Genomic DNA, 12,946 nt, shown 5'->3' with positions numbered 1-12,946 from the left:
CAGTGGAAAATCGCACGCTGTTATGAATCGGAGACATCCCGGATCTGGTCCATCGCTCCCTTTCAGAAACAGCAATGCCTAAAAAGCAAAAGGGGCGCTCACGCCCCTTTTGTCTTGTTTGAACCCTGTCCGGTCCGTCGGTTCAAGGCCGCCCCGCGCCGGGCACATCCACCTTGACGGCCCAGATGGCGGCCTCGCCGGCACCTTTCCGCAGGTGCTCCTGGAAGTCCGGGGCAACGCAAATGAACAGGGTCCGGCGGTCCGGCCCTCCCAGTGCGCAGGCATACGCTCCCTGGCTCCCCGTGGAGATTTCTTCTAGCACCTGCCCCCCTTCAGCAACACGAAGAACCCGGTTGCCGATGGCATCGGCAATCCACACGGCCCCCTCGGCATCCAGCACCCCTCCATCGGGCGCCACCTTCGCCTGGGGGAACACCTCCGCCAGCTCGCACCCCTGGGGGAGGGAACCGAAGCAGGCCCAGTCTCGCCTCGGCCCCAGGGTTCCGTCGGCCTTGATGTCAAAGGCCGAGATCCGGTTGCCGAAGGTTTCGTTGACGATCAGGGTCCGGCCGTCGGGCGTGATCATGGCCGCATTGGGAAAATACAGATCCTCCGCTGCCACGCTGACCTTGCCGTCCGGGTCCACGCAGGCCAGCCTGGCGGTCTCCATGGGAGCGCCCCCCATCAGGTCGAACCCGAAATTGCCCACGTAGGCCCGGCCCTTTGCATCGACCACCATGTCGTTGCACGAGCCGCCGGCGATGCCCGACAGGTCAGCATGCACAACCAGCGATCCGTCCGGCTCGCGCCGCAGAACCTTTCTGCCGAGCATGGAGACGATCAGCAGGCGGCCGTCCGGCAGCCAGCCCAGGCCGGACGGCTGCTCTTCCACAGTGGCGATCTTCTCCACGTTGCCGTCCATGTCGACGGCAATCACCTGATGGGAGTAAAAATCCGAAAGCCACAGGCGGCCGTCATGCCACCTGGGCGCCTCCAGGAAATCATAGCCGGAGATAAAGGTGGAAAATTCTCGCGCCGTCATGATTCGGAGACCTCCTTTCTTGGTGGTTGGTGGGGGGAGTCGACGCTGGTACGATAACGAACATCATTGACAATGAGTCTCTTTATTCAGGAACTATTAAATGCATTGAGATCGATACGCTTAAAGTGCCTGAGATTGTTCAATTTAGATTCTAACTAGTTATTATTTTCCCGTAGAAAATCCAAGCATTGTGACATTTTACAATCATCATAGAAACAAATGACTGTTCCTTCAGGATCGTGTCGTATAACACGACCCGTGACAAACATAATGAGAACCCCTTCCGGATTTTCAATCGTCTTCAGTCGTTCAAATTGAAAATTAATTTTTAGCTTGAGTTCTGTATCATTCGGAATTGAACATTTACCAGAGGCAATAAGAACTCCTCCGGCAGCCAGATTCTTAGATTTATAATGAAATTGATTTACCAATCCATTTCTGTCATTTATTTCAACAGTAACATTGACATCAACATCATATCGATTGAATTTTCTCTTTTCTTTCATTTTAAAAAATCGTCATTAACCTATAGTTTACGGATTCTGGGTATTTTATCAATCTCCTCAAAAATAACCTTTAAATAACATTTGATAAATGTGTATATTATTTCGTCTGTCGCTTATCTCTATTTCCAATGGATATAAGTTAGGCTTTCCCTTGAAGAGCTCTTCGTATAACTGTCGACAGTTCATATGTTGTAAGGGGTTTTAAAACAAATTCACGAATACCGGCTTCTTTGGCCTTTTCCTTCGAAATAGAATCGCTATAACCGGTACTAAGAATAATCGGTACATCGGGCCGAACGGCTAAGATCGCCAATGAAAGAGCATAACCTGTCATGTTCGGCATCATAAAATCCGTTATTACAAGGTCAAAATTTTGTGGATTGTCTCTAAAAGTCTTCAACGCCTGAAGGCTATCTGTTTCTGTAGTAACGTGGTAACCAAGTTCTGAAAGCATTGTTCTTCCAAATTGCACAAGAGATTGTTCATCGTCGACGAAAAGGATTCGTTCATTACCATGAACAATACTTTTTGCAGTGTTTTCCTCAGCAGGCAATTCTATGTTCTTAAGTACTGGTATATATATTTTAACAATGGTACCTTTATTGAGTTCGCTGTTAACTATTATTGTCCCACCATAGCTTTTTACAATACCATGGACAACAGCCAGTCCCATACCTGTTCCTTCACCAGATGGTTTTGTTGTATAGAACGGCTCAAATATACGATGAATCCTATTTGATTCTATACCAATTCCCGTATCTCGAACAGTCAAACGAACATAAGATCCGTACGGAAGTCCTGTGTCCAGTCCTTGATCATCACTGAGTTCAATGTTTCTCAATTCAACTGTTAAAATGCCATTGGATCCCTTCATTGCATAAACAGCGTTAGTACAAAGATTCATAATAATCTGATGTATCTGAATAGGATCTGCATAAATAGTATCTTCAGACGCGCTTAAACTCTGGAGAATTTTTATATTTGATGGAGTTGAAGCACGTATAAGTTTAACTGAATCTCTTATTAGTGGGCTTATTCTTACTGGACTTAATTTATGCTCGGTACGTCTACTAAAGAATAAAATCTGTTTAACTAGGTCTCTCGCCCTTATACATCCACTCAAAACCTGTTTCAGATAATATTCTAATGACTTATGCTCTCCAGATAGCCCCTTCACTGCCATTTCCGTGTAACCGATAATGGCACCAAGAATATTATTAAAATCATGAGCTATCCCACCAGCCAACGTACCGACGGCTTCCATTTTCTGGGATTGTCTCAATTGCGCCTCAATTTTATATTGAATTGTTACATCCTGGTAAGTTCTAATTTCAACATTTTCGCCAATATGAGATGAGGTTGTTTGTACAATTCTTTCTTTTCCATCTTTACAGTAAATACCAAAGAGTCCTCGATATTGGTTATTCATGCCTTCATAATGATTGTAAGTTCCATTATCAACATCTTTTGTGATTTCTTGAAGCGCTCTTATATCTTGAAGGTCGCACAACCCATAGCCGAACATCATTTCAAATTGTTGATTAATATAAGATATTGCGCCATCATAATCTATTTGAATGATACCTAGGGGAACATTTTCACAAAGCAAACGGAATCGATCAAGGCTTTGATGAAGCGCCTTTTCTGTTTGTTTCTGTTCGGTAACATCTCGAATAGATTCGATGGCTGCGACCATCCTACCATCAGTCGCACAAATTGGTGACATTTTAGCAACGACATATGCCCCATTCCCACCGTAGAGCGCTGGACAGAACGCCTCTGCACAAATTGCCTCATCTTCCTGTTTGACTCGTAGATAGCTGCTTCCTACGTCTGCGTCTGGTTCCCATAAGAGATCCATTATATAGTGCTTTTTTCTTTTTTGCTTTCCATAGAAAAGTACTGTGCAAGCTTCTGAATCCTTCCCCAGCATCTTTCGTGCAGGAACCCCGGTCATAACTTCCATGGCCCGGTTCCAAACAATAATTTTCTTGTTTCTATTGACTGCAAATGTTGCATCCGGCAGAAAATTCACTGCATCAGATAGAAATTGTTTTGATATCCTTAACTTCTCCTCGGCTAGCCTGCGATTTGTGACATCATGGATGTTACCCTCGTAATAAGCAGTCGATCCGTCTTCTTTTGTCACGGCATACGCATTGATCGAGATCCAAACTTTCGTGCCGTCTTTCTTGCGAAACTCCGCTTCAAAGTGTTCTACTCTGTTCTTTTTACTCATGACGCGGACAAATTTTCTGCGGTCCGATGGCTTTACATATAGTTGAGTACCTAATCGTTTGATTTTAGATGTCATTTCTTCAGGAGAGTCGTATCCGAAAAGTTCTGCCATGGAACGATTGATAAAGAGCAGATTTCCCTCTACGGAACTCTGGAATATTCCCCAAGTGGCGTTTTCAAATAAGGCCCTGTATTTTTTTTCACTTTGAATTAGAGATATTTCATCGGTTTTTCTTTTTGTAATATCGGACCATACGGCGAACATCGCCTTTCTCTCGTCAGTGGGAACAGAAAAAAGTAAAACTTCAATGTGGATGTCTCCCCCATTATGTCGATGCACCCATTCAAAACGTTGTGATCCAAGCCTTGAAGCCTCGGCCATCATGAGATTCGCTTTTTCTCTTGATGATTGTCCATCTGGCTGAAAAGGAGGTGATAATTCTGAAGGGTGTAAACCGATAATGTGTTTTTTTTCAGAAATGTTCAAAAGACTCAGGATGACCTTATTACAGTCTCTGATAATTTGATCTTCTATGTAGAGGATTCCATCAGGCAAGTTTTCAAAAAAAAGACTATGCCAATTTTTACAGCTTCCCGAGTTATCAATCATGTACACACCCGATTTGGTTATGCATGGCCGATTGCTTCAGCATCCATTAACATTTTTATAATGTCTTGCTGCTTTGTATCCTTTTTAACGGCCAAACGAAGAAGATCAATCATATGCATCAATCTAGAAGTGATCAGGCTGCGGACAAGATAGTAGATGCTTAAAATCTGTGCTTGACTGATTTCCTTTATCATCAAAATATTAAATACATCATCGATGACAGGAATAATTTTTTCATGAATTGAATTTTGTACTTCGTTTAGATCCTTTCTTATTCCTACACCCCATACAGACTCAATGAGATATTCAGTATTTGATTCTAATAAAATATTGCCATATTCATTGAATATTTCATGAACTACGTCATTAATTTGTTGTTCGATGCGCATCGTCATACTATTAATATTATTATTCATATTGCTTTCCATAATGCCTACAGGCCATATTTGTTTGAATTGAACCCCTGTTTCTTGATAATTTCCCGCAGGGGAGACTGAGAGATTATCAGTCTCCCTCTGCAGGTCAAGATCTGATCAGAAATCCTTAAAGTTGTCTTCTTCGAAAGGAATAACATCTTTCGGAGCAACAATCTTCTTATTTGCCACTCCCCTGACACCACTTGCCGTAGCCTCGATGGGTCCATTGATTTTCTTAATCAATGCGTTTGTCTTCCAATTGGTCCCGTGAAGGTCGTTCGTCACTCCTCTGGCATTGTCAGTTTTACGAGATGACCCTATGCCATTGCCTGTCTCACCAATAACCACAAGCAATTCGTTTACGAATACCTTCATCTGTTCTGCTTGTGCGTTCATTTCTTCGGATGCACTGGCTGACTCCTCTGCATTTGCGGCAGTCTGCTGGGTCACTTTGTCCATCTCCGCAACTGCTGTGTTGATCTGGCTGATCCCCTGAGCCTGTTCATTGGAAGCCGCAGCGATTTCACCAATCAACTCACCCACTTTTGCTGCAATGACCGTGTTTTCTCCAAAGGCTTCCTTCGTCATTAATGTCACATCTGCTCCATGCTTAACGACTTTAAGTGTATTCTCAATTAAATTATTGGTATTTTTTGCTGCTTCCGCGGCTCGCATTGCAAGATTACGGACTTCATCGGCCACAACCGCAAAACCCGCACCAGCCTCACCGGCCCGGGCTGCTTCTACGGCAGCATTAAGAGCAAGCAGATTGGTCTGAAATGCAATCTCATCGATTGTTTTAATGATTTTCCCCGTCTCTTCGCTGGATTTTGATATCTCATTAATGGCGGTCACCATTTCATTCATGTGAGTATCAACCCTTGCGACAATCTGGGCGGCCTGCTCCATAATCTGCTTTGCATGGTTTGCATTATTGGCATTCTGCTTGGTCATGGAGGACAATTCTTCAAGGGACGAGGAAGTCTCTTCCAGAGATGATGCCTGCTCGGACGCTCCTTCGGCCAGATCCTGACTTGAGGACGAAACCTGGGCAGATGCGGCAGCAACCTGATCAGCTCCATCCGCCAAGCCAGCTGACACTCTATTGATCGGACGGGTGATGGACAGGGACAGATAGACACCCAGCAGGACTGCCAGAATCGTTCCAATTACAGACGCAATCAATGTGAACCAGATGGCGCCCCTGGCCGTCGCGTTATTATTATCTGCCTTGCTCTTCGCATCCGCAATTTTCATATTCACTAATTTATCGATCGATGCAGTAATTTTTAGTCCTTGGGCCGCAATATCTCCCTGCATGAATTGGATCGCTTCATCGCGCTTTCCGGCCTGAATAAGATTAAACAATTTCTCCCGAAGTGGTAAATATTCTCCCAGAGACGCCATGCAGCTATCAAACTCTCGTTTCATATCCTCTGATTTGACCGTTTCGCCAAACGTTTTCAGGATACCGATGCCTTTCTGATCCAGTTCTTTTACTTTACTGATATGTTCACTGATGTCCTTTTCATACATGAATTTCGTGATGACTGCGTCCCGTACCATATTTCGCTGGACCTGAAAATCAGTTGCAACTCCAGAGATGTATGCAAGAGGTTTTGTATTCTGTTCGAACACCGCTGTACTTGCTTCATCGATAGCGCGAATTTTCACCACTCCAATCAAACCAACAAGAATCGTGATCAATGATACAACAATAAATGCCCCCACCAATTTTACGCTAAGCTTCATTCTTTTCATGGTTTTCCTCCCGAATATTAATTCTATTTTTTTTGTCGTTTACGATTCATTCATCATTATGCTGTCACTACTTCCAAAAGTTCTTCACCGGCTAAAACTTCGTCGATATCGAGCAAGATTTTAATCCCAACCCCGGTCTTGGCCATACCGAGAATGTATTTTGTATCCACCTGGTTGTTACCAAATTCCGGACATGGATCGATGTCTCCACTTTTTATATTCTGCACTTCTGAAACTGAATCTACAATAATACCGATCAGATGTGTTTTGTTTCCCAATTTCGTTTCCGTTACGATGATGCAAGTTCTCTCCGTATAATCACATTCCTCCAATCCAAACTGGAGTCTCAGATCAACTACCGGAATTACTTTTCCGCGAAGATTGATAACCCCTTTGACGTACGATGGCGCCTTGGGTATTGCTGTAATGGTCATCATCCCAATGATTTCTTTAACTTTGATGATCTCCATGCCGTAATCTTCGCCAAACAGTTTAAAGGTAAGGTACTTATTATCTTTTCTGAATGTATGATCAAAACTGTCTTTAACGTCTTTGTCTTGTTTGCAATCCATGCGACTGCTCCCTTATTAAGATTGTGTGTCATCCTTTTTTTTACAGGCAATCAGACGATCACTCAAAAAAGCAAGTCCTTGTTTTTCTTGATATCTAAGCTTATCTTCTCCTCTTGAACATATCGATCCTCCTCATTGCTTTATTCCACCAGTCTGTTGGTTTCGTTCCAGTTTGCCAACACAATGGCCGCATCATTTGCCTGGCTGGCCGATCCAAGAAAATGGAGAGGGCCGGCTTACTGGACACGGAGTCATTCCTTGACAATTTTCATGCCATTGATGATGGAAGTAGATGAAGAATGGAAAAGCATTCTGTTATGTGGAGGGGATGCTCAAATCATAACTATCAATACAACTTTAATATTAAATAGTTACAATAGCCGCCAGACAATTGCAGAGACATGCGGGATATGAATCTGGAGGGAATGCATTTGGGTTGGATCTGTGATTGATAAGATCCTTCTCTTTGAGATTTTCTTGTGCCGCAATAATTCATGCAGCAATTATCTTTTAGAAACGGGGAGATAAGGTGATTCCAGAAAAATAAGACTCGTCCAATATTGTAAGACGCATTAGCTGTCGCTCTTGCGTTCGACTTTGTACGTACTCAAAAGGCTGTAAAGGCGTGCTCGTGAAAGGCCGGAGATGTGACAGGCTTCTGGAATGTCTCCATGCACGTACTCCATCAGCTCTTCGAGGTATTGCTTTTCAACTCTTGCTGCCATGTTTTCCCGCCTGGCTTTCCAAGTCTCAAGAGGGTTTACTATTTGTGACGGTTTCGATTCTTTCTTTATCAGGGACCTCTTAATAAGTTTGATTCTTATATCCTCAGGCAGATGTCTGACATGGAGGGTCGGCTCATCATACGCAAGAACAAGGCTTTGTTCGATTGAGTTAATCAGTTCCCGAATGTTACCCGGCCATTTATAATCTTTCAATGCGCCTAGAAATTCAGGAGAAAAACCTTTTACATCGATACCATGGCGATCGCAGAATCTCTTCATATAAAAGAAGAACAAATCAATGATGTCCTCGGAGCGCTCCCTGAGCGGCGGCAGCTCCACTGTCAGCGACCGGAGCCGATAGAGAAGATCGCTGCGAAACTGGTCGTGCAAAACCATTTCATCAAGATTTCTGTTTGTTGCGGAAATCAAACGAAAGCTACTGCTTATCTCCCGTCTGCTTCCAATGGGTCTGAAGCGCTTTTCTTGCAGCACCCGAAGGAACTCTTTTTGTATGGATAAGGGCAATTCCCCTACCTCATCAAGAAACAGAGTTCCGCCATCAGCCTGCCTTATCAAACCGTCGCGAGAGCTATCGGCGCCAGTAAAAGAGCCTTTTTCATGACCAAAAAGCACGCTTGCCACAAGAGTAGGTGGAAGAGCCGCGCAGTCGACGGTAATCAGTTCTTTGTCTTTACGATTGCTGTTTTTATGTATTGCTAGCGCAAAACATTCCTTTCCGGTACCAGTCTCGCCGGTTATTAGAACATTCAAGTCAGTTCTTGCTGCACGGGACAAAAGTTCGAAACATCTTTCCATTTTTCTGCTACGACCGATGATATCCTCTCTACGAAGCATGAAGGGCTTGCGTTTATTTTTTGCCTCTCTATAATCTAGTGCACGAACTAGAGGGAGAATATACGCCTCCAGAGAAGAACCCTTTTCGATATAGCTCCAAGCTCCATTCCTGATTGCCAATTCGGCTCCAGCAGGTTCACCATACGCTGTTATGATAATGATCTCCGGATGAGATAATGACGATTGAATAATCGGCATCATATCCAATCCGTTACCGTCGGGTAAGTGAATGTCAAGATAGACAATGTCATAGCTATTTGTCTCGATGGCTTCTCGCCCCTCATTTAACGTATGCATTGAAATAGCTTCATGATTCATGCTTTTAATCATGTCACAAAGCATATTTGACATCAGTGGATCATCGTCAATGACAAGAATTTTGGCCATAGTATTCTCTTTATTTTTTTATTCAACTAGCCTGCTAATAAAATATACAACGACCAAGACTGGACTAGTATTTGATTATAAATTACTTCAGCATAACCATTGGTTACTATAATTAACGCTGGCCCGGGAATCAAGTCTTTTTCATCCCTCTCTGCCTTCATCAACACGCACTGTTTTGGTATTGTTAATAATCTTTCTCTTTCATTTTGCAGTGCTCTCCAGGTTGTAAATTGCCTCCGCAAGGTCAATTGATGGATGGACCGTTTTCTATGGATAAGGTCTGTGAACAATCTATTTTGGGGTAATCTCTGGAGGATTGGTAGCCCAGGGTGGGTGGTGTTCAGGCTCTTTGTATCGGGACGAGAAGCCCTTGGGAGAGTGGCTACAACGAGTGACCTGCCCCCCAGAAACGGATCCAGTTCTTGGGGAACCCTCAGCGCTCCCGAACCTTACTCCGCACTGCCGGCAGTAAAAGGGGGCAAGGGTTTCCTTTCTCTGTTCATTGCCGTTTCTTTCGCCAGTGCTGGTAACGGAGGACACGGGTATAGGTTCCCAACGCCCGTTCCGACGATTCAAAGTATGGAATGCCAGCGTCGCAGAACTGGGGGATATAGGAAGAGTCAAAGCCGGGGAGATTGACCATGAGGATGGCCTTGCCGGACTGCCGGCGCGCTTCGATGATGGCTTCGGTATAAAGCCTGTTTGCCTCCGGGGTAAACCCGGCACCAATGACCACTACAGCATCAACCGCGGGATCGGCAACCACGGTTTGGATACTCTTGATGTAAATCCCGATCTCCAGAGATGCGGTGAGGCCGACATCGATGGGATTGCGCAAACTTGTGCCCGTCGAGGGTACAATTGCAGCCAGGGATTCACGAGTTTCGGGAGACAGCTGCGCCAGTTGAAGGCCGTTGTCCGCACAGGCCTCCGCAGCGGAAACAGCCAACCCGCCAGGCCCCGAGATGATGGCGATCCGATCACCAATATCCTCCGGCAGCATGGCAAACCCCATGAGGGTATCGAGCCAGGCTTCGAAGCCCACCACGGGGACGGCCCCGGTCTGTGTCACAACACCCTCCCATATGTCCTTGGCAACAGCCAAGGCGCCGGTATGAGAGGCTGCCGCCTGGGCACCCGCGGAAGTTAAACCTACTTTCCAGAGGATGATGGGTTTTTTTAACGAGGCTGTGCGGAGGGCATCAAAGAAACGCGGGCCATCCTTTACCCCTTCGATGTAAGCACCGATCAGGCGTGTTTCCGGGTCGTTTCCCAGATAGAGGAGAAAGTCGGCGCTCGACAGGTCGCATTCGTTCCCAAGGCTGATGGCCTTGCTGAAGCGGATCCCCTTTTTCGGGGCTGTGAGGCAGACAACATTGGCCAGAGACCCGCTGTGTGACACGAGCCCCACCGGACCCGGCTGTCTTGTCAACTGAGGGAAGAAAGAAAGGCCGGAACGCGGTGCATAGATGCCCATGCAATTCGGTCCGATGAGCCGCATACCCGAAGCGCGGGCCACTTGGACCAGCTGTTCCTCTTGGGCACGTCCATCATCCGTCCCTGTTTCCTTGTACCCTGCCGTGAACAGAACAGCACCCTTTATCCCTTTGGCAGCGCATTCCTTGACCGTGGAAAGGATCTGATGCTGGGGCACCAGTATGATGGCGAGATCCACAGCTCCGGGTATGGCCGTAACGGTAGGATATGCCTTGAAGCCTTCTATCTCATCGGCTTGAGGCGATACTGGATAAATGTCACCCGGGAACCCCTGATCCAGTAGTGCCATGAAAAAAAGCCTGCCCGTCTTCATACCCCGGGGTACTCCGACAATGGCTACGGATCTGGGATGCAAGATCTCATCGATCTGATGTAAAATCTGTTCCGTGGAAGTCACGGCCTCCCCTTTTTCCACTAATTAATTTCTAGCGATCTTATCATTAAACAAACCATTAATAAAGCAATAATTACAATATATTACAGTTTTTCAGGGACGACTAATTAAGGATATTGACGTTTTCTTAAATACGTTCACCGGTTTTCCTGCATCCAGCTCTTGTATCCGTGCGATCCACGCTCACGAGCGATCGTTCCAGTATGGCTCGCGGAGCACGCGCTTGAGAACTTTTCCCAGAACATTGCGAGGGAAGTCCTCTTCCCGAAATTCCACACGACCTATCCGCTGATACTTTGCCAGCTTCGCATTCGCCCATTCCTTTATCTCTTCCTCCGTGCTCTTCGCTCCCGGTTTCCGGATCACCAAGGCCAGCGGAGTCTCCCCCCATTTGTCGTGCGGGATGGCGATAACCGCCACGTCTTTAATCTCTTCATGCTGCTGGAGAATACCCTCAATGTCGACGGCAAACACATTGAGGCCGCCGGATACGATCATGTCTCTTTTGCGATCGACGATATACAGGAACCCGTCGTCATCAAGCCGTCCCATATCGCCGGTACGCATGAAGGTGCGGCCGCTCTCATCAAGCCAGACCATCTCCGCGGTGGCTTGGGGATTGTTGTGATAGCCCTTCATGAACCAGTGAGAATATCCTGCAATCTCACCCACTTCGCCTGCAGGAAGCCCCTTGCCTTCGTCGTCGATGATTCGCACGTCGGCGCCAAATACAGGAATGCCGACGGAAGTCGGCTTCTCCAGGATATATTCCGGCAGGATGTTTGTGGCTATACCCTCCGTTATTCCGTACGCTTCCGTGAGGATATTGCCGAATTTTTCAATGATCTGCTTTTTCAAGGGGACCGGTAATGTTGCTCCCGCACAGATCAGCAAGGAAAGACTGGAAACGTCATACTTGTTCAAATCCGGATGGTTGAGGACCCCCTGGAACTGCGTCGGCACCATCATCGCAATTTTTCCTCGTTCTTTATGAACAGCCTCCAGAAATCCACCGGGTGAAAACATGGTCAACATGACCGTTGTCCCGCCGGCGAACATCGTGGGCATGATCGTTCCCCAGAAGGTGTTGGCAAAGAGCGGCGTCGTTGCAATCATGACCGTTGAAGCGCTAATCCCACCTGCAGATATCGTCATGGAAAGGGCAAACATCGTTCTCGATAGATGCGTATGGATAATGCCCTTCGGTGCTCCGGTGGTTCCGGATGAATAGATAATGCATGCCTCGTCATCATCATTCAGCAAGACATTCGGCAGGTCTTCCGATGACTCATCGATAAAAGACTGTAACGATGTGTATCTCTCCTCTTCGAACCCGATGGAGATGCGTTTTTCCTTTGGAATCGAGTCAACCTCCAGCAGGGAAAAATCGGCAAGCGGCTTTAAATATGAATCCGTAAAAAAGAATCTGCACGCCGCATCCTTCACAAGGCAGGCAATCATTTGCGGGGTTAATAATAACGAGAGCGGGACAATGACTCCTCCTGCTTTCATGGTTCCGAACAATACCGCGATGGCATCTATGCTGTTGAGACATAGCAAACCGACCTTTTCGCCTTTCTTGAGGCCCGATTTGACAAGGGAATTAGCTATCTTATTGGTGTACTTGTTAAATTCCCTCCAGTTGATGCGATGCTCGCCGCAGATGAAAGCGACACGATCTCCCCGGAATTTTGCGTTGAATGCAATACAATCCACGATGTTTAAACTGGGCCTGGTAAACATGATCGATTCCTCCTTCAGTTATTGATGATGATCAATTTGACCTGAGACGAATAAACCACTTCCCACTGACACTGTAAGTTGGACTTTGTCGGATTTTCCTATTGAATCATGACAACAAAGGCTTTTTTTAGATGTTTGACAGAATGGATTCAGGGAAAGCACGCAGTGATAAAAATATTCTTTTATCCGCATGTTCGAAG

Annotated in this window: 9 protein-coding genes; all 9 read right to left on the bottom strand. The window is 46.0% G+C overall.

What is annotated here, in order from left to right; genetic code table 11:
• Positions 1-142: 142 nt before the first annotated feature.
• The 9 genes from PLO63_05735 to PLO63_05695 all read right to left on the bottom strand — a co-directional run bounded on the left by PLO63_05735 (position 143) and on the right by PLO63_05695 (position 12,746).
• Positions 143-1,042, bottom strand: a complete 900-nt coding sequence (locus PLO63_05735; protein HOI73633.1) for an SMP-30/gluconolactonase/LRE family protein — start codon at positions 1,040-1,042, stop codon at positions 143-145.
• Between the two features lie 155 nt (positions 1,043-1,197).
• A complete protein-coding gene (locus PLO63_05730; GenBank protein HOI73632.1) occupies positions 1,198-1,548 on the bottom strand; it encodes a PilZ domain-containing protein in 351 nt (116 codons plus the stop codon).
• A 139-nt stretch (positions 1,549-1,687) separates the two neighbouring features.
• Complete coding sequence (locus PLO63_05725; protein ID HOI73631.1) at positions 1,688-4,396, bottom strand: PAS domain S-box protein; 2,709 nt, start codon at positions 4,394-4,396, stop codon at positions 1,688-1,690.
• 17 nt (positions 4,397-4,413) lie between these two features.
• On the bottom strand, positions 4,414-4,812 hold the full coding sequence (locus PLO63_05720; protein HOI73630.1) for a hypothetical protein: 399 nt from the start codon (positions 4,810-4,812) through the stop codon (positions 4,414-4,416).
• Between the two features lie 117 nt (positions 4,813-4,929).
• Complete coding sequence (locus PLO63_05715) at positions 4,930-6,573, bottom strand: methyl-accepting chemotaxis protein (protein HOI73629.1); 1,644 nt, start codon at positions 6,571-6,573, stop codon at positions 4,930-4,932.
• A 56-nt stretch (positions 6,574-6,629) separates the two neighbouring features.
• Positions 6,630-7,145 (bottom strand): chemotaxis protein CheW, encoded by a 516-nt coding sequence (locus PLO63_05710; protein HOI73628.1) that lies wholly within the window; start codon positions 7,143-7,145, stop codon positions 6,630-6,632.
• 572 nt (positions 7,146-7,717) lie between these two features.
• Complete coding sequence (locus PLO63_05705) at positions 7,718-9,112, bottom strand: sigma-54 dependent transcriptional regulator (protein ID HOI73627.1); 1,395 nt, start codon at positions 9,110-9,112, stop codon at positions 7,718-7,720.
• 499 nt (positions 9,113-9,611) lie between these two features.
• The gene (locus PLO63_05700) at positions 9,612-11,006 is read right to left on the bottom strand and encodes a CoA-binding protein (protein HOI73626.1); all 1,395 of its coding nucleotides are present in this window, start codon (positions 11,004-11,006) and stop codon (positions 9,612-9,614) included.
• 180 nt (positions 11,007-11,186) lie between these two features.
• On the bottom strand, positions 11,187-12,746 hold the full coding sequence (locus tag PLO63_05695) for an AMP-binding protein (protein ID HOI73625.1): 1,560 nt from the start codon (positions 12,744-12,746) through the stop codon (positions 11,187-11,189).
• Between the last annotated feature and the right edge of the window lie 200 nt (positions 12,747-12,946).

It is taken from the genome of Syntrophales bacterium, from assembly GCA_035363115.1.
Classification (GTDB): Bacteria; Desulfobacterota; Syntrophia; order Syntrophales; family PHBD01; genus PHBD01.
Note: the sequence above shows the minus strand (reverse complement) of the source record. Positions and strands in the feature narration are given on the sequence as shown.

What these genes read in the sequence shown, in the direction of transcription:
- PLO63_05720 (HOI73630.1), bottom strand. Translation starts at nt 4,812, where the DNA reads ATGAATAATAATATTAATAGTATGACGATGCGCATCGAACAACAAATT.
- PLO63_05710 (HOI73628.1), bottom strand. Translation starts at nt 7,145, where the DNA reads ATGGATTGCAAACAAGACAAAGACGTTAAAGACAGTTTTGATCATACA.
- PLO63_05735 (HOI73633.1), bottom strand. Translation starts at nt 1,042, where the DNA reads ATGACGGCGCGAGAATTTTCCACCTTTATCTCCGGCTATGATTTCCTG.
- PLO63_05705 (HOI73627.1), bottom strand. Translation starts at nt 9,112, where the DNA reads ATGGCCAAAATTCTTGTCATTGACGATGATCCACTGATGTCAAATATG.
- PLO63_05695 (HOI73625.1), bottom strand. Translation starts at nt 12,746, where the DNA reads ATGTTTACCAGGCCCAGTTTAAACATCGTGGATTGTATTGCATTCAAC.
- PLO63_05730 (HOI73632.1), bottom strand. Translation starts at nt 1,548, where the DNA reads ATGAAAGAAAAGAGAAAATTCAATCGATATGATGTTGATGTCAATGTT.
- PLO63_05715 (HOI73629.1), bottom strand. Translation starts at nt 6,573, where the DNA reads ATGAAAAGAATGAAGCTTAGCGTAAAATTGGTGGGGGCATTTATTGTT.
- PLO63_05725 (HOI73631.1), bottom strand. Translation starts at nt 4,396, where the DNA reads ATGATTGATAACTCGGGAAGCTGTAAAAATTGGCATAGTCTTTTTTTT.